Origin of the sequence: Mangrovimicrobium sediminis, from assembly GCF_004745945.1 — a bacterium.
GTDB lineage: Bacteria > Pseudomonadota > Gammaproteobacteria > Pseudomonadales > Halieaceae > Mangrovimicrobium > Mangrovimicrobium sediminis.
In genome coordinates this window covers 377,107-402,604 of record NZ_SRLE01000006.1, presented here as the reverse complement: position 1 = coordinate 402,604, position 25,498 = coordinate 377,107, and the positions used below count along the sequence as shown (strand labels likewise).

The window sequence follows — 25,498 nt, the reverse complement described above, 5'->3', positions numbered from 1 at the left end:
TCGGTTGCAGGCCCGGCGTCAGTCGCTTGCGGTTGTAGCGCTGCCCGCTGGAACCAGCACTGTGAGGCTGGCCGGCACCACCCGAACCTTCACCTCGCCGGACTCGCGCGGCTCGCCGTCGACCACGTGCCGCCGCTGGCCCTCGATAACCCTGACGGCGACAGCAGACGCGCGCCGGTGGATTACGCTGTCGCCGTCCACGCTGCCCATCAGTTCCAGCATTGAACCGAGGTTTTGCCGTGCACCCTCACCCGGTTTCAGCCAGGTGATGTCGAGTTCGCCGTCCCGGTAGTCCGGCAGTCCGCCACCCTGTGCGAGTATCGACGTGGCCGGCGACGCGTTGGCGATGACCATGCTGCTGGTGCTGATGCGCTGGCTGTCCTCGTCGTCAAAGCGAACTTCCAGTTCCAGGGTGGCGTTGTCCACCAGCGCGCGCCAGAAGCCCTGCAGGTAGGCGCCCTGGCCGAGGCCGTTTTTCTCCTCGCGGTCGGCGTGGCTGATCATTTGCTCCTCGAAGCCCAGCGCCGCGACCAGCAACATGGTCTCGCCGTTGCAGTCGGCGGTATCGATGGACACCGGGCGGCCGTGGGTCAGTGCGGCCAGCGCGGTTTCCATCGGCACAAGCTTTGACAGGTTGCCGAACAGGGCGTGGGACAGCGCGTTTGCCGTACCCAGAGGCAGGATGCCGAACAGTGTCTCGCTGCCCACGAGTACTGACGCGACCTCTGCCAGGGTGCCGTCGCCGCCGCCGGCGATGATAAGGTCCGCGCCCTCCGCCAGCGCCTCCTCGGCGAGGATGCTTGCCCCGGTCTCGGGCGTAGTGGTCTTGATCTGCAGGCGATAGAACTGCGACAGCTGCTCCTCCACCCGTTCGCGGTGGCGCTCCCATTTGCCGCCCCCGGCGACCGGGTTGGCGATGACGCAGGCGTTGCGCGTGATACACAGTTCGCCGCTGGCGTGCAGTTGCTCGATAAATGCCGCCTGTGCCGGGTTCAGGCGCGCCAGCGTGCGCGTGCGGCGCACCAGCGCCTCGGCGTCGCGCCGCGTGTCGCAGCGGCCGCTGGCCAGCAGGTAGGCGACGATCACCAGCACCGAGCGCCCGCGGCCCAGCGCGCAGTGCACCACCACCTGCTGGCCGCTGCGAATGCGCCGGTCGATCCAGTTCACGGCGCGGTTGAGCTGGCTGGCGGTGGGTACCGAGTGGTCCAGCACCGGTATGTTGAGGTAGTGGATGGGCTGGTCCACCAGACTCCTGTCCAGGGCGTTGAACTCCGCGGTGACATCGAGCACCGCGCCGATGCCCAGGGAGCGCAACTCGGGCACATCGTCCTGGGTCAGCCGGCCGGACACGTGGATGCCGTCGTCGACGCGCTGGATATTGGGCGCGCCGTCGCGGCGGTGCTGCAGGTAGTTGTAGGCGTACACGCCGAGAAAGAACGGTACCAGCAGCCAGCTGATCCACGGCGGAATCTCGCCGCTGCTGTTCTTGCGGAAAATCATCGGGTTGTTGAGGGCGTAGGCCACGCCGACCGCGGCCAGGCTCAGCGCGCTCCACAGGGCCGGTAGCAGCCATAGCGGGTTGCGCCAGAGAAAGGCTGTGCCGAGCAGCGCGGCGGCGGCGAGAAGATAAGCCGCGGCCAGGCGGCCGCGTGAACGGGCCAGTGAATTCATGTGGGTCTCGGTGTTCAGGTCGGGCTGCGGCGCTGGCGAAAGCCGGCGTTCCGGCGACAGCGCTCTCGTACGAGGCTGCCACTGCAGGCCTGGACATGCAAGTTGCCCGTTCGTGGGGGCGCTGCTTGAGGAGTGTCCCGGCCGGGAAGTGGCGGGACACCCCGCCGAAAAAGACAGGTGCTGCGCGGCTGTTCACTCACAACTCCGGCAACTGCGCAACGCTTGTCGTGCACCGGGTTTGCTCTATAGTGGCGGGCATGCACAACAAGAAAGCCTTCGCCTCCGTGCGACCCAGACACAGTCTCGACCTGCTATCGCAGCGCGAGATGGCCAGCCTTGCCCGCGCCGACCAGGCGATTCACGAGCTGTTCCGTCGCTGCGCCCTGGCCGTGCTCAACACCGGCGGCGAGATGGATGACGCCCGCGAGATCTACGCCCTGTACCACGACTTCGACGTGCGCGTTATTCCCGAACCGCGCGGCCTGAAGCTGGAATTGCGCAATGCGCCCGGGCAGGCCTTCGTTGACGGCCGCATGATTGAGGGTATTCGCGCGCACCTGTTCGCGGTGCTGCGCGATATCGTGTACACCCACCACAAACTGGTGGAGCAGCGCCAGTTCGACGTGGATTCCGGCGAGGGGATTACCGACGCGGTGTTCCGCATCCTGCGCAACGCCGACACCGTCAGCAGCGACACCGCGCCGCGCCTCGTGGTCTGCTGGGGCGGGCACTCGATCGGCCGCGAGGAGTACGAGTTCTGTAAGGAAGTGGGTTACCAGCTGGGCCTGCGCGGCATGGATATCGCCACCGGTTGCGGTTCCGGGGCCATGAAGGGGCCGATGAAGGGCGCCACCATCGGCCACGGCAAGCAGTTGAGCCGCGATTGCCGCTATGTCGGTATTTCCGAGCCGGGGATCATCGCGGCGGAATCGCCGAACGCGCTGGTCAACGAACTGGTCATCCTGCCGGATATCGAAAAGCGCCTGGAGGCCTTCGTGCGCCTGGCGCACAGCATCATCATCTTCCCCGGCGGTGTCGGCACCGCGGAGGAAATCCTCTACCTGCTCGGGGTGAAAATGCACCCGGACAACGCGGGTATCCCGCTGCCGCTGGTCATGGCGGCGCCGGCCGCCAGCGCCGGTTACTTCCAGCGCATCGATGCTTTCCTGCGGCAGAACCTGGGTGACGAGGTGGCGCAGCACTACGAGATCATCTGCGGCGACGCGGTAGAGGTAGCGCGACGGGTCAAGCGCGGCCTGCGTGCGGTGCGCGACCACCGCGTGCAGGGCAGCGAGTCCTTCGGCTTCAACTGGGGGCTGGCAATCAGCGCGGATCTGCAGCAACCCTTCGAGCCCACCCACGAGAACATGGCCGCCCTGCAACTGCACCGCGACCAGCCGCGGCACCAGCTGATCGCCGAGTTGCGCCGGGCCTTTTCCGGGCTGGTGGCGGGCAACGTCAAGGAGAGCGGCGTGCGCCAGGTGGAAGAGCGCGGTCCCTACCTGCTGCACGGCGAACCCGACCTGGTGAAGTCGCTGGGAGAACTGCTCGAGGGCTTCGTTGCCGAGCGCCGTATGAAACTCGACCCGGCCACCTACCGGCCCTGCTTCCGCTTCGCCGGCGAGGGCGAGACGCTGCCCTGACCCGAGGGACCGCTGCGGCCCCGAACCCCGATTACAGCCGCGCCGGCCGAGGAATACCCGCCGCCAGCAGGCGCTTGCTGGCGCGGCTGGTGATGTCGCTCTTGAAGGCTTTCTCGTGGTCCACGTCCAGCACGTAGGCCTTGGCGCGCAGGCGGATGGCCAGGCGCTCGGCGACCGCCACTTCCTCCACGGCGAAGGTCACCGGCTTCTTCAGGTAGGCGAAGCGGCTGGTGACGATCACCTGGCGTACGATATCCCGGGCCCTGTCGATGTCAGCGTCCAGCGCCAGGTGGAAGTCCGCCGTCACCATCATGTCCATGGCGCCCATGTTGCCGGAGGAGACGATCTCGGTGATGAAGCGCGAGTTGGGAATGGTCACCGTGTTGTCGTCCAGCGTCTGCAGGCGTACCGAGCGCAGGGTGATGGCGGTGATCGTGCCATAGACCCCGTTGAACGAGACCTTGTCGCCGACCTGGAAGGGGCGGTCGAACAGCAGCATGATGCCGGAGACCAGGGAGGCGGCCACGTCCTTGAGGGCGAAACCCACCGCCACCGCCGCGGAGCCGCCCACCGCCAGCAGGAATTCCTGCGGCGGCTGCAAAACGCCGACCACCAGCACCACGGCGCCGCCGATATACAGCACGAAGCTGATCAGCGTGGAGAGTTGCAGGATGGCGAAGCGCCGCGAGGGCATGCGCGCCATCAGCCCTTCACAGAAGCGGCGCACCAGCCAGTTGGCGATCCAGATGGTGAAAATGCCGGTGAACAGCAACAGCAACGTGCCGGCATCGAACATCCCCGCTACCACGTCGAACTCGTCGATCAGGTTGTTGGCGTCTTCATTCATGCAGCAGGTTCTTCCTCGCCAGCAGGCGGAGCACCGCGGGGTACCACAGCGGCACCACACGGTAGCGGCGGTTCACCGAGCGCTCGACGAAGCCGATGTCGAAGGCGAGTTTCAGCGCCGCGCGCACCAGGCTCTCGGGCATAGCGGTGGTGGCGACCAGTTCGTCGCTGGTCATGTTCTCGTGCAGGACCAGCGCGGCGTAGACGAAGTGCAGGTCCTCGTCCAGGCGTTCCAGGGCAGCGGAGGACATCTCCGCCGGCAGGCCCACGGTCACCGAATTCTTGTTCACTGTAACCGAGGTCAGCCACATGCGCAGGGCCAGCAGCGGGTTGCCGCGGCAGGCGTCCCACAGCAGGCTGAAGTACAACTGCTCGGCGTTGCGCAGGTTGCCGGCCTCCGGCCCGCGGGTGGCGAGCAGGATGCTGTCGTACTGGATGCGGTAACCACTCAACTGGTTGCGCGAGAGAATCAGCGAGCGGATATCGCTCTGGCTCCAGGGCCGGGTCTGCAGCAGGCGGTTGAACTGGTGATCGCGGCCGAACACGTGACTGAGGTAGGCCCAGCCCTGGTTGTTCATGCTGACGATCCAGAACACGTTGCGCAGGCGTGCGCGGGTCAGGCCGAGCAGGAACTCCCAGCCGTCCAGACCGCCCACCTCGCGCAGGAAGCAGTTGTGGGCGTTGTCGATGATCAGCACCGTCGGTGTGCGCTCGGCATCCGACTTCACCAGTTCCGCCGGACCGTCGACCAGCGGCACCTCGAGCACGGGCTGCAATAGTGCGGCGACGGCTTCGGGGCTGGCGCTCTTCGCGGGTACATTCACATAGTGCACCTGCAGGGGTTCTTCCAGGTCGGCCAGCCAGCCCTGCAGGCGCTCGATGACCGTCGTCTTGCCGGAACCGCGTTCGCCGCTTAGCAGGATGGAGTTCTCGTCCGTGTGTTCCGCGAGCCAGGCGGTCATCCTTTTTTGCATCAGTTGCAGGACGTCGACATTGATGAACGGCGGCGCGCTGTCTTCCTCGAGGCGATCGCCGAACCAGCGCTGGTAGTCCGCCAGCGCCGCCGGATCGGACTCGGCAGCGCCTTCCTCTTCGACGCCGGTGGAGCGCAGCATGAAACTGCGCGCCATCAGCTTGCGGTACCAGTCGAAGTCCACCAGGCCCTTGTGCAGGAAGAACACCAGCATGGCCAGCAACATGACCGGCGCGGCCAGCGGGGCGAACACGACGAAGGCGCGTCCACCGAAGATGCGCTGGACGACTCCGTCCATGGAGGCGGGAATGAACGACTGCAGCGCGCGCACGAAATCCTTCTGCCAGGGACGCAACAGCAGCCCCAGCGCCACCAGTGCGGCGACCACCGTCAGCCAGTCGAGGATGACCAGGGACAGGGACGGCCCCACGGTTAGTTCGAACAGGTCCTTGAGCAGCCAGGGCAGGATCACCAGGCGGGCGAAACGGCGCGAGCGGGCGGCCATCGCCTCCTGTTGTTCGCTGTTCAGGTAGCTGCCGGCGAGGTCGGCGATGCGGTGCAGGAACCACTCGCCGATCAGGCTGAGCACACCGTAGACGATGTACAGGCGGGCAAATGGCAGCAGCGGCACCAGAAGTGCCAGGTGGTAGTGGCGGAACAGGTTCTCCAGCAGGTTCAGGCCGAACCAGCCCACCAGCCAGGGCAGCAGCGCGGGGATGCCGGAGGTGACGCGCACCACCTGGGCGCGCGCGCGATTGCCGCGGTAGCGACGGGCGAACGCCGCCTGCCAGGTCGCAGCAGGGGCCTCCACGCGCCGGGCGACAAAGGCCAGGGCGAACAGGCCGAGCAGGCCGAACAGGTATTCGAAGCCCTGGAAGAAGCGCCACAACAGCGGGTTGGCATCGCCATTGATACGGTGGCCGCCGACCAGCGCGTCGATCACCAGCCAGTGCGCGATGGCGCGGCCGGCGCGGGCCTCGTCCAACAGTAGTTGCGAACTGCCGGCAAGGCCGGGGGCAGCGGTGGCGAAGACACTGCGGTGCTCGTCCCATAGCCAGGCGCGCACTGCGTTGTAGTTGTTGGCGATGACCAGGGCATCCAGGGTCAGCAGGCGGTGGTGCTTCTGCAGTGCCTCGATAGCGCCTGGAGTGAGTTCGGCGCGCTGCTGCTCGTCAATGTCCGGCAGGGATTGCAGGGCGTCGAGGGCGGAATGCCACTGCGCCAGCCACAGTTCGACATCGCGCGGCGATACTTCGTCGGATAGCCGCGGCAGCAAGGTCCAGAACGTGTGGCGCTGCTGCACCAGTGCGCCGCGCCATTGCTGCAGCACTTCGGCGCTGTCCGGGTGCGCGGCGAGCAGTGCCTCGCCGGCCTGGTGCACCCGCGTGCGCGAGTTCCACACGCGCAGCAGGGCGTCGCGCGGCACCTGTGGCAGGTGGGTCCAGTAGCGCTCGCGGCGCTCCGCCAGCTGGGTTTTCTCCCAGTCCAGTTCGGCGCTCAACTGGCGGTATTGCTCGCGCAGGGTGGTGCAACTGGCGCGGTCCGGCAGTCGCAGTACCTTGGAGGTTTCCTCGCTGGCGGCGAACAGCGATTGCAGCCCCTCGCCGTCGAGGCTGGCCGGGGCGCCGCCGTCGACCACGGCGTCGATGGTCGCGACGAGCTGGCGGTAGTGCTGCAGCTCGCTGTCGAGGGTGCGCAGGGCGCGCTTTTCCTCCCGACACGCGGGAAAGTCCGCAACCAGGTCTTCACCCAGGGCAGGGAAGGCCAACAGGAGGGCCAGCAGGGCCAGTCGCGCCGCTTTCATGGTGCCAGTGATTCGTTCCGCCAGTCACGGGAGTGGCGATCGAGTGTCGCCTGCGCCGAGTATAGTACGAATCCCGCTAATGTCGTGAAACAGTAGTGATCGCTTGTTCTCGACAGCGCTGTCGATTACCATCGCTGGAGCACTGAAATTAATACGCTAGCGTCATAAAAATAATTCTCCGGGGTGTGGCACGAGTCTCTGCCCGGTGCGGGTCCAGCATGGTATTGCACCCTCTACATAGCAGCTTCGCGGTCGAGGTCGACGACTTCGACCCCGCGTTCGAACCCAGTAGCAGCCAGTTGCACGAGCTGCGCAGCGCGCTCGATCACCACCACCTGCTGGTCTTCCGGCTCAACAGTCCCCTGCCGCCGGAGCGCCAGGTGAAAATCACCAGCTGGTTCGGCAGCCTGGTGCCTACCGGGGAGAACGGCCGCTACTGGACCGTGCTCGACAACACGCAAAATGCCAGCGGCCGCGAACCCCTGCGTTTTCACAGCGACCTCACTTTCACCGAGGCTCCCTTCGAGGCGATCGCTCTGCATGCGCTGGCGATACCCGAGGGCGGCACCAGTACGGTATTTGCCAGCGGCGTGGACGCCTGGCAGCGCCTGGGGCAGGAACGCCAGGTGGAACTGGCGACCAAGACCGTCCGCCATTGCCTGCCGGCGACGGATCTTTTCGGCGAGGGCTGGCCCGATTTCATTGCCGACCAGCCCTTACGCCTGATCCACCCGCGTACTGGCCAGCCGGTGCTGTTCGTCACGGAGGAGCACGCCCGGCGCATTCACGAACTCCCCGAAGAACAGAGCGACAAGGTGCTGGACGAATTGTTCACTGCGTTGTACGCGCCGGAGTGCGTCTACGAGCATCACTGGCGGCCCTACGACCTGGTGCTCTGGGACAATCTCGCCCTGCAGCACTCACGGCCCGCCGCCGCGGAGCCGGGCGACGGTGCAAGGGTCATGCAGCGCACCGTGCTGGGCACCAAGACCTTCCAGGAACTGATGGCGCAGGCCCGGCCGGGCTGATAGCCACCCGCTGCTATCGCGGGAGCGTCGCAACACCATTCACAGCATTGCGCCGCGGCGCGTAGTCCGCCTCAGCCCGTCTCGCTGGCGCTGGCGGGCGCGGGTGCCTGCGCCTCTTTCTCCTGCGAGCGACCCCGCTGCATCACCACGTAGAACAGCGGCGTGAAGAAGATGCCGAAGAAGGTCACCCCGAGCATGCCGAAGAACACGGTGATGCCCAGTGCGTTGCGCAATTCGGCACCGGCGCCGTGGGCGATCATCAGCGGCACCACGCCGAAGATGAAGGCGAAGGAGGTCATGATGATCGGCCGCAGGCGCAGGCGGCAGGCCTCCAGCGCGGCATCTGCCACCGACAGGCCCTCGGCCTGCAACTCGCGGGCGAACTCGACGATGAGAATAGCGTTCTTCGCCGCCAGCGCGATAAGCACGAACAGGCCGACCTGGGTGAAGATGTTCACTTCCGAGCGCATCAGCATCAGGCCGAGCACGGCGCTGAGCAGGCACATGGGTACGATGAGGATCACCGCCATGGGCAGGCGGATGCTCTCGTACTGCGCCGCCAGCACCAGGAACACCAGCAGCACGCACAGCGGCAGCACGGTGGCCAGGGTGCCCGCTGACGCCACCTGCTGGAAGGCGATTTCGGTCCAGGAGTAGGTCACGCCGTTGGGCAGGGTGGCGGCGGCCACTTCTTCCAGCGCCGCTAGCGCCTGGCCGGAGCTATAGCCGGGTGCGGGTTTGCCGCTGATATCGGCGGAGGGGAAGCCGTTGTAGCGCTGTACAAGGTTGGGGCCGTAGCTCTGCTGCAGGTTCATCACAGCACCCAGCGGCACCATGTTGCCGGCGCTGTTGCGGGTCTGCAGCAGCAGGGCGTCGTCGGCCTGCGAGCGGAAACGCTGGTCCGCCTGCACGACAACGCGGAAGGTGCGGCCGAACTGGTTGAAGTCGTTGACGTAGTAGGAGCCGAGGTAGGCCTGCAGGGTCATGAACAGGTCGTCGAGGTCTATGCCCATGCGCTTGGCTTTCTCGCGGTCGACATCGGCGTACAACTGCGGGGCGTTGATCTCGTAGTTGCTGAATACGCCGACCATTTCCGGGCGCTTGCGCGCCTCGGCCAGCAGGGCCTGGGTCATCTCGTTCAGGGCGTCGCTGCCGCTGGCGGTGCGGTCCTCGATCTGCAGCTTGAAACCACCGGCGGGGCCGAAGCCGCGGATGGGCGGTGCCGCCATGGTCATGGTGAAGGCGTCCTTGATCTCACCCAGGCGGGCGTTGAGCGCTGCCGCCAGTGCCGGCCCGGACTGTTGCGTACCGCGCTCCTCGAAGGGGTCCAGCGGCAGGAAGATGATCGCGCTGTTGGAGGAGCGCGTGAAACCGTTGATCGACAGCCCGGGGAATTGCACCGCGTGGCGGATGCCCGGGATGGTCTTGGCGATGTCGTAGATCTCGCGCACCACTTCCTCGGTGCGCTCGATGGAGGCGCCGGGAGGCAGCGCAGCGATGGTCACCAGGTAGCCCTTGTCCTGCTCCGGTACGAAGCCCTCGGGGGTGACCTTGAAGCCCCAACCCGCGGCTACCACCAGCAGCGCGTAGACCACCAGCGAGATACCCGAGGCGCGCAGCACGCGCTGTACACCGCGGCGGTAGCCTCCCGCGGCGCGGTCGAACAGCCGGTTGAAGGGGCGGAAGAACCAGCCCAGCGCGCCGTCGATGGTGCGCTGCACGCGGTCCGGTTGCGCGTCGTGGGCACGCAGCAGCAGCGCGCACAGTGCCGGCGACAGGGTCAGCGAGTTGAAGGCGGAGAACACCGAGGCGAAGGCGATGGTCAGTGCGAACTGGCGGTAGAAGGCGCCGTTGAAACCGCTGACCAGGGCCGGCGGCACGAACACCGCGCACAGCACCAGCGAGATGGCGATGATCGGCCCGGCCACTTCGTCCATGGAACGGTGCGCCGCCTGCCGCGGGCTGAGTCCGTCCTCGATGCCGCGCTCCACGTTCTCCACCACCACGATGGCGTCGTCCACCACGATACCCACCGCCAGCACCAGGCCGAGCAGGGTCAGGGTGTTGATGGAGAAGCCGAACAGCAGCAGGGCGGCCAGGGTGCCGATGATGGACACCGGCACCGCGATAATCGGGATCAACGCGGCGCGCCAGGTCTGCAGGAACAGGAGCACCACGATCACCACCAGCACGGTGGCCTCGAGCAGGGTGGTGACCACCGCGCGCACGGATTCGTCGACGAACACCGTGGAGTCGTAGACGATGCTGTATTCCACGTCCTCCGGGAAACGGGTGGACATCTCCTCCATCGCCGTGCGCACATTGGCGGCGAGGTCCAGGGCGTTGGCGCCGGGCTGCAGGAACACCGGCAGGGCCACGGCGGAACGGTTATCCAGCATGCTGCGCAGGGCGTATTCGCCGGCGCCCATTTCCAGCCGCGCGACGTCGCGCAGGTGGGTGAGTTCGCCGTTGTTGCCGACCTTGACGATGATCGACTCGAACTGCTCGATGCTGCGCAGGCGGCCCTGGGCGTTGATCGCTACCTGGAAATCCACCGCGTTGGACATCGGCGCACTGCCCACCGAGCCCGCCGGTACCTGTACGTTCTGTTCCTGCAGGGCGGCGATGACGTCGCCGGCGGTCAGCGAGCGGGCGGCCAGTTCCTGTGGGTCCAGCCACACGCGCATGGCGTAGTCGCCGGAGCCGAAGATGCGCACGTCGCCGGCGCCGGGCAGGCGGGCGAGGGCGTCGCGCACCTGGATCAGCGCGTAGTTGCGCAGGTACAGGCTGTCGTAGCGGTCTTCCGGGGAGTACAGGTGCACCACCATGGTCAGGTCCGGCGAGCTCTTGCGCGCGGTTACGCCGAGGGCGCGCACCTCCGCAGGCAGCCGCGGCAGCGCCTGGGCGACGCGGTTCTGTACCTGCACCTGGGCGCGGTCGATATCGGCGCCGAGCTCGAACACCACGGTGATGGACAGCGAGCCATCCTGCTGGGCGCGCGAGTTCATGTAGATCATGTCCTCGACGCCGGTAATCTCCTGTTCCAGCGGCGCCGCGACGGTCTCGGCGATGACTTCCGGGTTGGCCCCCGGGAACTGGGCCTGGACCACGATGGTCGGCGGGCTGACCTCGGGGTACTCGGCGATTGGCAGGCGTCCCGCGGCGAGCAGGCCCGCCACCAGTAACAGCACCGAGAGAACCCCGGCAAAAATCGGCCGTTCGATAAAGAAGTGTGTGAATTTCATGTGAACCTTTCCCGCGGCGCGCCGGACTCGGCGCGCCGCTCAATGCTTACCACGGTGTTGTGTGGGTGTTGCCTTAAAAACGAAATGCGAGTTCCTGGGGAGCGCGGGCCTGCGGTTGTGCAGGTTGTACAACGCGCGCGTCTACCGGCATGCCCGGGCGGATGCGCTGCAGACCGCTGACTACCACCTGCTCGCCGGCCTGCAGGCCACGGCGCACCACGCGGCGTCCCTCCTGCAAGGTGCCGACTTCCACGTTGCGGTACTGGGCCTTGCCATCCTCGACCACCAGCACGTACTTGCGGTCCTGGTCGGTGCCGATGGCGGCGTCGTCCAGCATCACTGCGGCATAACTGCGGCTGGCCTGCAGGCGCACGCGGGCCAGCATGCCGGGGGTGAACAGGCGCTCGGGATTGGGCAGCAGGGCCTGCACGGAAATCGTCCCGGTCTGGGGGTTGAGGCGGTTGTCGATAAAGGTCAGGCGCGCGGTGAAAGGGAACTCGCCGTTGCCGGTGATACCGACCTGCACCGGCAGGCCGCCCGCGCCCGGCGCCGGCAGGCTGCCGTTGCGGATCTGCGCCTGCAGTGTGTTGAAGCTGTTCTCGTCCGCCTCGAAGCTGACGTGGATCGGGTCCAGCGACACCAGCGTGGTCAGCGGCGTGCTGCCGGCGGTCACGTAGTTGCCGCGGGTGACGGCGGCGCGCGAGACGCGGCCGGCGATCGGGGAGACCACCTCGGTGTATTCGAGGTTGAGCTTGGCCTGGTCCAGCGCGGTGAGGGCGGCCTGGTACTCCGCCTGGTACTGGCTGAGGGTACTGGCGCGCTGGTCGTACTCCTCCTTGGAGACGGCCTTTACCGCGAGCAGTTTTTCCGTGCGCTCGAGGTCGATGCGCGCCAGTTTGAGCAGGGACTTGGCCCGGGCCAGTTCGGCCTCGGCGTGCTCCAGCTGCAACTGGTAGGGACGCTGGTCAATGACGAACAGGATCTCGCCCTGGTTCACCTCACTGCCCTCCTCGAAGCGCACCTCGTCGATGTAGCCGCTGACCCGCGGGCGCAGCTCGACGCTGTCCACCGCCTCGAAGTTGCCGGTGTAGGTATTCCAGTCGGTGACTTCTTCCGTCTGTACCACGGCGACATCGACCTGGGGCGGCGGCGGGGCGACCGCCGCCTGAACGTCACCGGCGCCGCAGCCCGAGAGCATGGCGGTGATGGCGATGACCGCGAGGCCGAAGAGCCAGGAAGAGCCCAGCCCGAGTGCACGGGCCCGGGCGCAGTTGGCCATGGCGTAGTCGCGCAGTGCCGATGAAACATGTGGGGATGAGAGGTTCGGTATCGTCGGTCTCATCGTAATACTCCTTACGCTATACTGGCCCCGCACCTTCGGTCGGGGCCATGTGCACCTGGCCTGGCGACGCCGGAACCTGCGGAAGGGGGCCGGGTCGTGACGCGGTGCGAGAAAAATAATAGACTGATGGTGTGTGACCGGTCAGTAACGTGATAGGATGTTACTGACCGGTCACACACTCCGTCAAGAGAAATTTTTATGACCAGCACAGAAAGCACCGCGCCCGCCCAGGGCGACAACGCGAAAACCGACGCCAAGCCGCGCGTGCGCGATCGCATCGTCGATGCGGCCTCGGCGCTGTTCTACCAGCAGGGCATCAATTGCGTGGGGGTGGACGCCATCGTCTGCGAGGCGGGCACCAACAAGATGAGCCTGTACCGCAACTTCGGCTCCAAGGATGAGCTCGTGGTGGAGTACCTCGCCGGCCGCGAGGCGGATAACTTCGCCCAGTGGGACGAGGTGACGGCGCGTTACCCGGACGACCCGCGCCGGCAGATCGAGGCGCTGTTTGCCCATATCATCGCCAAAGGGCAGAGCAAGAGCAGTTCCGGCTGCCCCTCGGCCAATGCCGCTATCGAATTGCGCGGCACCGAGCACCCGGGTCGGCAGGTGGTGTTTGACGGTCGCCTGAGGGCGCGCCGCTTCATGCTCGAGCGCGCCGAGGCGGCTGGCGCGAAATCACCGGAGGTGCTGGCGGATGCGTTGGTCCTGCTACTGGAGGGAGCGGTGATGTCGCGGCTGTCCTATCCCGAGGGCGAGTGGCCCGCGAATAACATGGACGCTGTTCTCAAGGTGATGCTCGACGCCCAGCTGGGCGCGGCGGACTGATCCTCTTCCCGCGGGGCGCGCCGCGTCCCGCTCAGGCGGCCTCGAAGCGCAGCGGCAGGCCGCGCAAACCCCAGACCCCCGCGTAGGGTCGCCAGCCGAACTCCCCGGCCAGTTGCGGATTATGCAGGCGCTGAGCGATCTCGTGCATGCCTTCCTCAACCTGCACCTTCGCCAGGAACATGCCCAGGCAGATATGCGGTCCGCGGCCGAAGCCCAGGTGCGCCGCGGGTGTAGCGCGCTCCGGGTCGAACTCCTCGCCGCGCTCGATGGCGGACGGCCCGCGGCCGGCCACGTTGAGCGGGAAGAACAGGGTGGTGTCCTCGGGGATCAGCACATCGCGGTAGACCACGTCGGCGATATTCACGCGCATGGTGGAGGTGGGGCCGTGGAAGCGTAGGGTCTCGTCGATGACCTTGCGGCAGTAGCCGATGTCCTGCGCGCACTTCACGTACATGTCCGGGTGGTCCAGCAGGGCGTACATCATCAGCGTCATCAGGTTCTTCGAGGTGTCGTAGCCGGCGACGAACAGGAAGATGAGCAGGTTCACCAGCTCCGCGTCGGTCAGGCCGTCCTCGCCGTTCACCGCCAGCAGGTCGTCGAGCAGGTCCGGCTCCTGCGACTCCCGCTCGCCGCGCCGCCGTGCCGCGACCAGCGCTTCCACGAAGACCGTCATGTGATCCACCGCGGCGTTGAGGCGCGGCAGGATACTCGGATCCATGCCGAAGGCGAGGCCGATGGCTTCCAGCGAGTCGCGCAGTTCGGGGATGACATCGGGCGAGGCGCCGATCACCCGGCACATGATGGTGATCGGGTACTGCGCGGCGAACTCCTCGAAGTCGAAGGTCTCGCGCGGCGCCCACTCGTCGAGCAGTTCGCGGATCACCTGCCGCGACATATCCCGGCGTTTCTCCGCCTGTCGCGGGGTGAAGGCCGGGGCGACGATGTCGCGCAGGCGCTTGTGCGCCGGGCCGTTCTGCGCCTGCATGGACTCGTCGATGTAGTTGCCCCAGGACGTCCCGCGCCCTCCCATCAGCTCCACCACCCGGTGATGGGCGATGTGCATCTTGTCGTGCATGCCCATGAGGTCTTTCATCGCCTGGAAGTCGTGCACGATATAGCCGAAGTGGCAGCGGCCCAGCCACGGGTGCTGCTCGCGCGCCGCGGCGAACCAGGGCGCTGGATCGCTGGCGAAGTCCGCCTGGTCAGTGGGGAAGTAGGGCAGTTCCAGCTCGTCGATGCTTTGCATGCAAAACCTCCGGTGTGGGAGTACGCCGTGTGCGTTACTGTGCGGCGGCAGGTCCGTTTTTTCTCGACGCAATGCGCTGGGTTTTCGACCGCGCGCGAACCGCGCGGGGCGGCGCGACGGGCGATCCTGGACCATACTCAATACGCCGCGCTCAACAGCGGTGATAGCCGTGGCCTTGCGCGCAGCCGCGCACTGTCGCGTTCTCCCTGCAGGAAACAATTTATGCCCATGATCGTCTCGTCCGCCCGCCCTCGACTGCTGCCGACTATGACCCGCCTTCGAGGGCTGGGGTGCGTCCTCGGACTCGCCCTGTTGTTGGCCGGCGCTGTATCCGCGAGTTCGGACGAGGAAGGGGCCGGCTACATACGCAGCACCATCGAGGCATTCCAACAAAGCGATATCCGCTTCCAGCGCGGCATCACCAACGCCCCCTTCCCGCCCATTGCGTTTCTATCCGCCACCACCTACGGCGATGTCGAGGTCTCCACCACCGACGGCCAGGAGTTGGAGTACAACGTCGATCGCTATTCGCAGATGGCAGGTATACCGTTCCTGCTGGGCAAGCGTGACGCGCTGCTGGTGGGGGAATACGTGAGCTGGTCGCGCTTCGACGTGAGTGCGGGAGCGAGCGAGGAATTTGACGTCACCTCCATCGGCCTGCCGGTGGGCTGGTTCCGCCAGGTGAACCCTGACTGGCAGGCGGCGGCCTTTGTCATGCCGCTGGGCCACGACAGCAGCCTGGAAGGCAGCGGTTGGACCTGGCAGTACCTCGGCGGTGCCTTCACGCGCTACGTGCAGAACGAGCAGCTGTGGTGGGCATTCGGCTTCTACGCGGACGTCGGTTTTGGCGACGACTTCTATATCCCCTATATCGGCGCTTCCTGGGCCATCGACGAGCGCTGGACCCTGAGTGCGATGATGCCCTGGCCGGCGATTATCTACGCGCCGAACCGGCGCTGGATGCTGCGCCTGGGCGCGGCCCCGTCCGGCGCGTCCTGGTCGCTGGACCTGGACCGCGACGATGTCGCCGTCAACTTCGACGCCTGGGACCTGGGGCTGGACGTGGAGTACCGGGTGGCGGGCAATGTCTGGTTGGGTGCGCGCACCGGCGTGGGCGGCCTGCGCGGCCTGCGCCTGGAGGGCAGTGCGGTGGAGGAGCCGGACGTGGATTTCAGCGCCAACTATTTCCTGAATGTGACGCTGAACTACCGGCCGGCGCTGGATTAGTGGAAGAGCCGACCATCACCGGCAGCGCTGGTCATGCACCGGGTGGAAAGGCGCGCCGGGAGCGTTAACTAGAAGGGGATGTCGTCATCCCCGAAGTCCTCGGGCGAGGGAAAGGGCGGTTGCTCGCCCTGGCTCTGTCCCGGCGCGTCCTGCCCCAGGCTTTCCACTTTCCAGCCCTGCAGGTTGTTGAAATAGCGGCCGTTGTACTCGCGGCCGCGGATGTCGAAGGTCACCTTGACCTCATCGCCCGGGCCGAGACTTTCCAGCAGCGCGACCTTGTCCTGCACGAATTCGAGCAGGATCTCCTGCGGATAGCGCCCGTCCTCGACCACGACGACCATCTCGCGCTTGGTGAAGCCGCTGTCGAAGGTTCTGGGTTCCATGAGCAGTTTGATCTTGCCGGACAGTTCGTAGGCCATTGTTCAACCGTGGTGATTCTGGTGGGCGCACAGTCTAACGCGCGGGCCGCGGCGTGTGTAGCGCCCGCGCGCAAAACACCGCCTAGCGCCCGCCGGAGCCGTTGCCGCTGAGCAGGCTGATGTTGCGCAGCAGCAGGGGAATCAGGCCCAGCACACCGCTGAACAGCGTGACGAAGGAATTCAGCTCCTGCTGGGTGCTGTAGATGATGATGCCGATGATCACCAGCGCGAAGCCCAGCATAGGTACCTTCAGCAGGCGCCATACGCCCCGGTCCGCCTCTTCCATCCAGGTGGCGAAGACGCTGCTGGATTCGGCGCTGCGCACGAAACGGGCGAAGCTCTGGTTGGCGATGGCCCAGTGTGGGTTGCGCTCGATATAGCCGCGGCGAATCAGGTGCTCCAGCGGCTCGATGTTACGGGTGTTGATAATCAGCCCGTTGGCCAGTTGGTAGAGCATCAGGCGCTCGGCGCGCGTGCACAGGCTCCAGCGGCGCCGGTATTCGGCGCCGGCGTGGGCGCCGACAAACTGCACGACCTGTTCCTCGCTGAGACTGTCAATGCGTTTGCCGATTTGCGCCGTGAACACGTCTTTCAGGGGCAGTAGCTGTGGCCATACACGCAGTTCTTTTATCAGTGTCTGGCGAGCTACCGACATCTGTTGATCGATCTCCATCAGGCACGGTGCCCAGCCATAGTACTTGCTGAATTTTGCCAGCAGCTTGGACCAGCGCAGAATCTCTGCGGGATCGTAGCTGGTCTTGTCATCGTCCTCGCCATTGGCCAGGTATTGCTTCTGGTTGGTCAGCAGGTATAGCGGAGAAACATCACAGAAGATAACCACCGCAGGCCCGCGGGGCGCCAGGACGACTTGCTCCAGGAATTCCAGCAGACGCTTGCGTCGCTCGGTATCGAATGCCGCAGACTCTATATTTTCCAGCATGAGCAGGGTCGGCCCGGGGTGAGAGGATCGGGCGATATTGCGGGCCAGCTTGTCGACTGTTCCTGGTTCGCACAGAAGGGTGGAGAGGTCGATGGGCCGGGCAGTGCCGACGTCGTTGCGCAGCGTGCAGTTTTCACTCCAGACCGGACAGTCCACCTGCATTTGTCGTTGCATCGGGCGAATGCACAGCGCCCGCGCGCGCTTGCCGGCCGCAATGTCTGTGGTAAGGCGTTCCACGTCTCCGGTGGACCTGTTCCTGCATACCTCGACAAAATTGTCCCAGTCCACGCAAAGCACCTGCGGTGTGGTGCGATAACTTACCGGGACACCCGTGCCCAGGAGGTAGCGCGCCAGGAAGCGAATTGCCTGGTAGACCAGCCAGGCCAGGAACAGCGTCGCCAGGACAACCCCAAACCCCAGCCACGATTCGTACATCGCCCGGAGCAACTGTACGAAGTTGGGGTAGGTGTAGTCGGCTGCAACCGTTGTCGACGCCTGTGCAGGTGTATCCGGTTCCGGCGTCTCGGCCGGGTTGTCGAAGGCCAGGGTGCGCAGTAATCCCGCGTGCTCCCAGACCGGCGAGATCAGTCTCAGCATGAGTTCAAAATTGACGTCGTAGGGGCCGGCTGACTGTCGTGTTGAGCGCTTGCTCTCGTGGCGAAGCAGTATGCGCTCCTCGGCTGGCGTTTTAGTGCCAGTCTCAATGTTGGAGCAGGCGCCTTCTTCGGCAAAAACTGCGTACATCAGGTCGACATCGAGGCAGCGCAAAGTCGGGATATTGCCGCCCGGGCAAGGTTCGCCGCGTCGCGCGTGGTAGTCACAGCCCAGTTTATGTGATTCCTCGCTGCGCTCGTCGAGAATCAGGGTGTCGTAGTCGGCCAGAGCGTGGAGCAGGTTGACCCCGATGGCGTTGGTGATACCGACAGCCGGTATGGCGACGCAGGCGAGCAGTAGGCACCATATGTACAGCGCGTATGAGCGGGTGAGCTTCTGGCTGCCCTCGTAGCAGCCTGGCTTGGCTTGGGCGCCACCGGGTAGCAAATCGCAGCGAAAGCGTTTGCGGAAGGATATATGCAGGAGGACGGCCAGCATCGCAAACAGTGCCAGGTAGCCCGCGACAAAAAGGGAGAAGGACCTGGCCACGGTAGCCATATACGAGTCCGGTCCATGGCTGAGGAAGATGATCGCCAACAGGCAACTCTCAACCGCTGCAATCACCAGGAGTCTCCGTACCCACTTCCAGTAGAATCCGACACCTTCCAGCCGCGGCCACAGGCAGGAAGTAATACCCTTCCACTTTGCCCCCAGTATCAGCACCAGGGTGCAGATCAGTACCAGTGCGCCGATACCGATCATCAAGGACAGGGCAAACTGCAGTGCGGGGTAGGCGCCGAGGTATTCCTTTTCATGGAAGACGATGAGCGTCCAGGGCAGCCTGGAATTGATCGGGCTGAGATAGAAACGGGTTCGCTCGCCGCGATAGAGACCATCGAAGAACGGTGGGTCGTCTTCTTCCACGCTGCGCTGCCTGGCTGTGTTGGCGCGGGTATAGGCCAGCAGTGCCGCGTCGAATTCAGTTTCCTCGTAGAAGCTTTCGACCAGGCTGCGCCGGGGCTGGCTGTGGTAAAGGACTGTTCCGCTGGCGTTGTCGATGACTGCGAACTTCAGGTTGCTGGGGAGCAGCGGCGCGCGGGCAACTTCGAGGCTGAAGCCGAAACTCAATGCCAGCGGCCTCGGAGAAGCAGCCGGCGCCGACGCCCCGTCTGCCGTTGATCGTGCATCGCACAGCCGGTTGAAGCCGGGGAAATATGTGCCGTTCCCCGGCTTTACCGCTGTGCAAAGCTGTTCCAGCGGCAGCGCTACCTGGGTTGAAAGCGAACCATTGGAAACGCTGAGGATGCGTTCGATGGCTATCGGGATGTCTGCAATGTGCTCCTCAGTGGCTGTGGCCTTGGCGTTGTTTGTTTCCGGCGCCTCATCGCTCGAGACTTGCCGGGTCACGGGCCACAGTAAAACGTCGCCGCTTTTCGCCTGCTGGAAGTAGTGCCGTTTGCTCAGGTCTGGCCTGGAGATCAGCTGTACCAGCTTCTCGCTGCCCCGGACCAGGTCGCCGCTAACCTTGCCATTTTCATCGAGTATCAGGATGTTCTCGAGCGAGTGCAGGTCGGGCTGTTGTACGGCGCCTGTGCAATCCGCTAGCGCAGAGCGATTTTCCTCGAGATTGTGCAGATACCAGCCGCTGGTGACCTCGCCGAATAGCGAGCCGCTGGTGTCCTTTTTCTCACACATGAACGTACTGCACAGCGACTTCCCGGCGGGAGAGGCCCGGTTGTCCTCCGGCGCATCCGCTGCACATGCCGGGTTGTCCGCAGTATTCGCTGTTCCCAGAACCCTGGCGGTCAGTTGCGGATCGGTCAGTAATTTGTCTGCGGTGTACAGGACCTGATTGAATTCATCCTCGAATCGGCTGGCGATGCGGTGCAGGGCGTGGGCGGCGTCCGCTTTGAAGTCCTGTCGCACGCTTGAGTAGACGAGCAAGGTGGTGCTGCCGATGGCAATCAGCAGCGTCATCAAAACGACGGCGAATGTAGCGAAGCGCCGATCCCAGCGGGTAAACGCCGCAGCAATGTGAATCCACTTGATTTTGAGGAACACAAAGCCAAGCAGGATGGCGATTGCTATTGCCAGTAGCACCGAGTAGAAGCCCGGCGACAGGCGCAGCTTGTCGCTCTTGACCTGGCGTTCGGGAATCAGGCCGACGAAATACAGGCTTTCCAGGCGCTGCTGTGCGAGCACATTTCGCGTGCCGGTTTCGCCCTCACCGGTCGAGGCATTTTTTTCTGGTGATGCGATATCGTCCTGGATTTGTACGTGGCGGGTGTTCAACTTGTGCGGCAGGACATAGGCGAGGTGAGGCACACCCAGGTAGTCGATCTCCCGGATCAGCGATCGATTGGTCGGTTCTCCCTGTTCGCCACCGGCTTGTTCCGCCTCCTCCGCGCTGAGCCCAAGCAGGTCGCGAATATTGACGTTGAACTGGTTGTCACTGCCCGGCTCGGCACTACCGCTGTACAGCAACCGGCCTTTGGCATCCGCGATCATGACCAGGGCAAACTGGTCCGCTTCCAGTGCCAGCAGCTCCGAAAACGAGGCGACGTAGGCCAACTGGGACTGGACGATGCAGTTGCCGATGGCGTAGTGACTGGACACATAGGGGCCTGAGGCACCACCGGGGAATACAAACGATTGCAGGAAGTCTTTTTCACGCGTGCAGATAGGAACGCCACTAATGGTTGGCGCCTGGACGAAGTCGACTGCGAGGCGGTGTTGTTTCGCCGATGGACTGAGCGGCGAGTCGGGTGCGGTGTAGCGTTGCTCGACGATTTGGACCAACCTGTTGAGCGCGTCCATGCTCTTGCGGATCTCTGCTGGTGTGGCGGCTGCCGCAGCCTGCAACACCTGCTGATTTGCCTGTGCCGGATTGCGCCAGAAAGCGCTCAGTTCCCCGGACCAGAATTTTGCGATCTGCTCCTGTACGAATTGGGTGAGGCGCTCGTGCTCCAGGCTCTCAATGTTTTTCTCCGTCTGGTTTTTCGATACCCCATTGAGTCCCGCCTGCAACAATTGCAGCGACGTCGAGAGAATTTCCCGGATATCGCGGGCGGTCGCGGCGGCCGTGCCGGAGTAGCCCTCAAGCTCTATGGCCTCGGCGTCAGCGCGAATGCGACCTGCCGCTTTTGCGATGGCGTTGCCCCAGGCCAGCATTTCTCCGGGTGGGATGGAGGCCAGGGCGCCTGCGGCACACATCTGGGTTTCCAGGTTCAAGATCTGGTTTTTCAGGGTTTTTTTTGGTTCTGGAACGGTGTTCGGATCCTCAGCGGCAGGCTCAGGCTCGGGGGCGGGAGAAGCCGCGGCCTGTGAGTCCGGATTCAGCAGCCTCGCGCGCTCGAGCAAGCGCTCGGCGAGCCAGCCCTGTGGTTTCAGGGTGCCGCCATCGGCACAGCGTCCCTCGTAGAACAGCATTAGTCCGGTCTGCGCCTGTTGTGCGCGAGCCAGCCCGGGATGGCTTTGTGTGCCGGCGGCTTGAGTCGCAACTGCTCCCTGCACCTGCATTTCCTGAATTCTGGCCAGGGTCTCGCGTAGCGCCAGCACGCCCGTCAACTCCCGCGCGACTATCTGCCGGTGCTCCCTGGCAAGCGTATTGAAGCTGGCGAGATTGGTCTCGAACCCACGGGCTGTCTCGCCGAGTTGGCGAAAACGCAGTTGGTGGAAATAGCTGCCGCGGTTCTCCGTCTCCATGACATACAGAGCGATGCCCACGCCAAAAACGAGTAGCAGGCTGACCATCAACCAGGCGTAATTCCCGACTTTGCGACGCAGGCTGGCCATTTCAGTGCGGCCCCTCTGGCGGTGAGCACGCTGTCTGTACCGACGCGGCGACCCCCGTCCGAAGCTGGTGGCTGGCAGTATTGTTCGGAACCACGTTCTGCCTCTCCCTGGCAAGTTCGTATGATTATTGGAATGTATTGGGATAGCACATGCTGTCGCTTTGTAAAGAACGCGCGATTACAGCGGATTGCACGCATCTGAGGGGAGGGGATGAAAGACGCTGCCGCCTGGAGTGGGCGTTGGTTGCAATTTATCCACCGGAACTGGCTGGGAAGTGGCGGCGACGGGAGTTGCGCCTTCGCCGGCCCTGCGGGCCGCTGCGGCAGACCTCGCTGCGCTCGGCTATCCTCGCCCTTTGGGCGGTAGTTCAGCTGTCTGCCGCGGATCAAACAAAAAGGGCCACCTTGCGGTAGCCCTTTTGTGTTGATTGGTGGAGGCGGCGGGAGTTGCGCCTGCGCTGGCCCTGCGGGCCGCTGCGGCAGACCTCGCTTTGCTCGGCCACCCGCGCCCTGCGGGCGCGGATTCAGCTGTCTGCCGCTGATCAACAAAAAAGGGCCACCTTGCGGTAGCCCTTTTGTGTTGATTGGTGGAGGCGGCGTCAAATGAAAAGCCGACATAACTAATTGATAATAAATAGAATAATTTATTATGTTTGTATATATACCCCCATATATACCCCTTTTTACGTTTTTCACCTCGGAATTTGTGTCGGGAAGTTCAGTCGCTTAGACCGTACCAGCCAATTTTCGCACGGGTGCTCGCATCATTATTCCGGGCCGGAGGCTGTTGTTCTTTTCAACCGAGAGCCCCCCCCCGGTCCTTTTTTAAATGGCTCCCCATGTTAGTACTAAGTCGAGCGACAAATTTTTGCAGTTGTGTAATTCAGGTGGTCAATCAGCCAAAATTCAGGCTCGATTTGCGCGGGCGATCTTGGTACCACCTCACAGGCTGCCAATAATTTTATCGGGTGGATCAATTGAATTTGTAGTTTATCCAATGGGATAGGACAGTTCACCCCTCCGCCTTGAGGAGAGCAGAGTTCGCGGCCCGCCTGCCAGCGTTTTCCTTCCGGTGGGTTACAGGTTCGGTTTCCATTCCCTCGCGCCACTTCGCCAAGTACCTCCAAATGGCTTCATTGCGGGCAGTTGTACTTTGCGGTAAGTGCTTGCGTAAAAAATTCATATCCTCAGGCAGTAGAAAAGCGCCATTTTGAGCGAAATATTGCTGTGTCTCAGGCAGTGGCGCTTCCACTCCTGAGAATATCCCGGGCGGATTGGGTGGATTGGGCGGAAAGGTAGTGGTTGCATGGGTTTTGGGCCTCGCTACCTTGGGCGGACTCGGGCGGGATTCCCCTCCACTATAATTTCCATCGGCCGTTTCCGCCTTAGCGGGCGGAATGTTCAGCCCTTGTGAGTTCTGGCTTTCCGCCCTCTCCGCCCTCTCCGCCCCCTCTGTCTGTGCTTCCCCCCCTCCCTGCTTTATTGGGGCTAGCAAATCCACCAAATTCACCGCAGCACCTCCCATGCTGCGGGCTCATTTCGGGTATTGGTAGTCACGACTCGCACCATGCCGGTATCCGTAAGCAGGGCAAGTACCGCGCGGATATGCGCCACGCTTTTGCGGTGCCGTTTGGGAGTCAGCAGTTTGCTCATTTCCTCGATAGTCGCCCGGCCATTTTTCCGTCCTTGCAGCCAGTCCAGCACTTCATGGGCGGATTGCTCCGCCACATTTTGCTCGGCCAACTGGGCGGCCCGTAAGGTGCCGTTCAGGTAATACTGAGCCAATGACCAGGCTCGCGCCATCTGCTCTCCCGTGATTTCGCCAGTGTTTTCAAGCACTGCGAACACTCCAGCAATCCGTAGCGCGTTCTCTGCCGCTTTACTGGCGGCAGGTTTCACAAGTTCCAGCACTGCTCCGGGGGCCTGGGCCCGCTCAGTGGCGTTATAAGTATCAATCCAATGCGAGGTTGCGTCCCCGCTCAGTTGAATATCCGGCAGAATCAAGCCACCCCCTTCGTCTAACTCCGGGACATGTGACAGCAGCGCTTGGATGCGCTGATGAAAGCGTTGCACCTCCGCGCTTTGGAATGGGTCCCTCCCCCGATACAGGCGCGTTCCTGCCTGGGTGCGAGCCTCTGTCACCAAAAAACGGGCCAGTATCCCCTGTTCCACCAATAACTGGTCGGACAATACGGCGGCAGCGACGCGAGGCTGAGCCTGCAAGTGAATAGACAGGCGACGGTCGTACATGGTGGCGCTTTCCCCCCTTGCAGCGCGCGTGCGAATAATCGGGCTTCCATCCCAGTAGCGGGACAGCCCGGCGATGGTTTTAAGGACATTCTCTGGGTTCATTGCATGGCCACCAAAGAATTGGCCACCTTCGTCGTTGAACAAAGCCTGACTCGGCCAGCCTTGCCGGAAAGACCGCTGCAAACCTTCCAGCGTTGGTTCCTGACAAATGACCATGGGCTCCGGCGGCGGTTCCGGCGCTTGCAGTGCTTCGAGAGCGGCGATCTTCTCGACGCCTGAGTTCTTTTTGCTAAGCGCGTCCCGTCTTTCCGCCTCGTAAATGTCCACCTCATCCCGGTACTGTTTCAGCGCCTGTCGGTGCGATTCGGCACGCGCTCGTTGCCATATATCCAGCGGTTGACTCGCCACCCGGTCACAGGCAGTTTTGCGGTCACCTGATTCCGCTACTGTCAGAAGAAACAGTGACAGAGGGTAGCGCCGCCCGTCCATCACCACGTTGGCTTTGTCCTGAGCAGCGAACGCGGCAACCGCTAACGTGGAATTTGCAGCAATCTCCGGGGGTGCCTGAACCGCTTCTGCAATGGCTGTCGCCGCATCGCCGAGCAGAGGCCCGAGCAGTGCAAGCGGATACTGTAATCGATCAGCAACCTCCAACAGTTGCGGCATCGCCAGGTCTTGGGGCATGGTCTTGGGGGACATGTCGTGTGCCTTGTTCATTGCGGCGACCTCTCGCAGTTCGCCGTATCGTTGAAGTCGGTACAGCGGCAGTCCGGAAGGTGGCAAACAGTGGGCCAGGTCAGTCCCGCCTGTACTTGGCGAGCGGCTTCCATCCCTTTGCTCAGTCCGGGATTGCCCGGTGTGGCGTGGTCGTTGTCGGCGGCAATCACAATCGATAATTCCGGGTGATGCCCGCGGATTGACTGGGCAACTGGCAAAATATTCCCTGCCGTCATTGCGGCAACAACCGGGGTATGCAATGTGTTGGCAATAGTGGCGGCCGTCGCTACACCCTCAGCGATATAGAGTTTTCCCGAGCGAGGAACTTCTCGGCCCAGCAGCCAGAAAGTGCCGGTAACGCGTCCTCCATGCAGAAAGCGTTTGGTACCGTCGGGATAAATGCGTTGCAGGTTCACCAGTTCCCCACTGACAGAGCGGAGCGGAGCCAATAACGTGGATTGATACACCCGCAGCCCTATTGCGGGGATTTTCTTGCTAGCCAAATATTCGTGTGCCAGCGTTGCCGGCTGTGCTTGGTTCCAAATGAATTTGGCCCGCTCGGCGGCTGCCGCATTCTGGCGCTCCCGCTTTTCGCGGGCCTGCCGTACCAACTCGGAAGTATGTTCCCGCTCTACGCGGGTTCCGTGATTCGGGGTGTCTCCACGCCAGGTTGACTGGATTCCCGTGCGCCAGTTGCCGTATGCGCCGGCCGGACGGCTATCGAGGTGGAATACATACCAGCATGCGCGATTGCGGTGTTTCCCGCTCGGATCGTCAAAGCGGTGCAATTGACCGTCTGCGATAGGTTCGATGATTGCCCCAATATCATGGAAAATGGCGTCGGCGAATTGGCGGTGGTAGTCAAACACTAGCCACCCCCAGATTTCTGGTAGAATCGTACTGCGCAGTTTTGGATGCCGCCCTGTGCCGG

The 25,498-nt window shown here is 63.8% G+C and carries 14 protein-coding genes; 4 read left to right on the top strand and 10 right to left on the bottom strand.

Annotated features, from left to right (window positions below):
* Positions 1-18: 18 nt before the first annotated feature.
* On the bottom strand, positions 19-1,671 hold the full coding sequence (locus tag E4634_RS08535) for a diacylglycerol kinase family protein (RefSeq protein ID WP_135442821.1): 1,653 nt from the start codon (positions 1,669-1,671) through the stop codon (positions 19-21).
* A 257-nt stretch (positions 1,672-1,928) separates the two neighbouring features.
* Between E4634_RS08535 and ppnN the strand changes: the two genes are divergently transcribed.
* On the top strand, positions 1,929-3,314 hold the full coding sequence (ppnN, locus tag E4634_RS08530) for a nucleotide 5'-monophosphate nucleosidase PpnN (protein ID WP_135442819.1): 1,386 nt from the start codon (positions 1,929-1,931) through the stop codon (positions 3,312-3,314).
* Between the two features lie 31 nt (positions 3,315-3,345).
* On the opposite strand, the gene E4634_RS08525 is transcribed toward ppnN, so the two are convergent.
* Positions 3,346-4,161: a mechanosensitive ion channel family protein gene (locus E4634_RS08525; RefSeq protein WP_135442816.1), complete on the bottom strand. Its 816-nt coding sequence runs from the start codon at positions 4,159-4,161 to the stop codon at positions 3,346-3,348.
* Entirely contained in the window at positions 4,154-6,937 is a 2,784-nt protein-coding gene (locus E4634_RS08520) for an ATP-binding protein (protein WP_135442814.1), read from the bottom strand. The genes E4634_RS08525 and E4634_RS08520 overlap by 8 nt, the downstream gene beginning before the upstream one ends.
* A 218-nt stretch (positions 6,938-7,155) precedes the next feature.
* Between E4634_RS08520 and E4634_RS08515 the strand changes: the two genes are divergently transcribed.
* Positions 7,156-7,965, top strand: coding sequence for a TauD/TfdA dioxygenase family protein (locus E4634_RS08515; RefSeq protein WP_135442811.1), 810 nt, complete (start codon positions 7,156-7,158; stop codon positions 7,963-7,965).
* Positions 7,966-8,036: 71 nt separating this feature from the next.
* Here the strand turns inward: E4634_RS08515 and E4634_RS08510 are convergent, their stop codons facing one another.
* Both E4634_RS08510 and E4634_RS08505 read right to left on the bottom strand, forming a co-directional pair.
* The gene (locus E4634_RS08510) at positions 8,037-11,210 is read right to left on the bottom strand and encodes an efflux RND transporter permease subunit (RefSeq protein ID WP_135442808.1); all 3,174 of its coding nucleotides are present in this window, start codon (positions 11,208-11,210) and stop codon (positions 8,037-8,039) included.
* A gap of 73 nt (positions 11,211-11,283) precedes the next feature.
* Positions 11,284-12,552, bottom strand: a complete 1,269-nt coding sequence (locus tag E4634_RS08505; protein WP_206046832.1) for an efflux RND transporter periplasmic adaptor subunit — start codon at positions 12,550-12,552, stop codon at positions 11,284-11,286.
* A 198-nt stretch (positions 12,553-12,750) separates the two neighbouring features.
* Here E4634_RS08505 and E4634_RS08500 point away from each other — a divergent pair, with 198 nt between their 5' ends.
* Positions 12,751-13,380 carry a TetR/AcrR family transcriptional regulator gene (locus E4634_RS08500; RefSeq protein ID WP_135442805.1) on the top strand — a complete coding sequence of 210 codons (630 nt, stop codon included), beginning with the start codon at positions 12,751-12,753 and terminating at the stop codon, positions 13,378-13,380.
* Between the two features lie 31 nt (positions 13,381-13,411).
* Here the strand turns inward: E4634_RS08500 and E4634_RS08495 are convergent, their stop codons facing one another.
* The gene (locus tag E4634_RS08495) at positions 13,412-14,626 is read right to left on the bottom strand and encodes a cytochrome P450 (protein ID WP_167854824.1); all 1,215 of its coding nucleotides are present in this window, start codon (positions 14,624-14,626) and stop codon (positions 13,412-13,414) included.
* 267 nt (positions 14,627-14,893) lie between these two features.
* Between E4634_RS08495 and E4634_RS08490 the strand changes: the two genes are divergently transcribed.
* The gene (locus E4634_RS08490; RefSeq protein WP_240725126.1) at positions 14,894-15,853 is read left to right on the top strand and encodes a DUF6268 family outer membrane beta-barrel protein; all 960 of its coding nucleotides are present in this window, start codon (positions 14,894-14,896) and stop codon (positions 15,851-15,853) included.
* A gap of 68 nt (positions 15,854-15,921) precedes the next feature.
* Here E4634_RS08490 and E4634_RS08485 read toward each other — a convergent pair whose 3' ends face one another.
* The 4 genes from E4634_RS08485 to E4634_RS08470 form a co-directional block, all read right to left on the bottom strand.
* A complete protein-coding gene (locus tag E4634_RS08485) occupies positions 15,922-16,272 on the bottom strand; it encodes a DUF3127 domain-containing protein (protein ID WP_135442799.1) in 351 nt (116 codons plus the stop codon).
* Between the two features lie 82 nt (positions 16,273-16,354).
* Positions 16,355-21,601: a hypothetical protein gene (locus tag E4634_RS08480; protein ID WP_135442797.1), complete on the bottom strand. Its 5,247-nt coding sequence runs from the start codon at positions 21,599-21,601 to the stop codon at positions 16,355-16,357.
* A gap of 1,505 nt (positions 21,602-23,106) precedes the next feature.
* The gene (locus E4634_RS08475) at positions 23,107-24,567 is read right to left on the bottom strand and encodes a YfjI family protein (protein WP_135442796.1); all 1,461 of its coding nucleotides are present in this window, start codon (positions 24,565-24,567) and stop codon (positions 23,107-23,109) included.
* The gene (locus tag E4634_RS08470; RefSeq protein ID WP_167854823.1) at positions 24,564-25,436 is read right to left on the bottom strand and encodes a toprim domain-containing protein; all 873 of its coding nucleotides are present in this window, start codon (positions 25,434-25,436) and stop codon (positions 24,564-24,566) included. The genes E4634_RS08475 and E4634_RS08470 overlap by 4 nt, the downstream gene beginning before the upstream one ends.
* Positions 25,437-25,498: the final 62 nt, after the last annotated feature.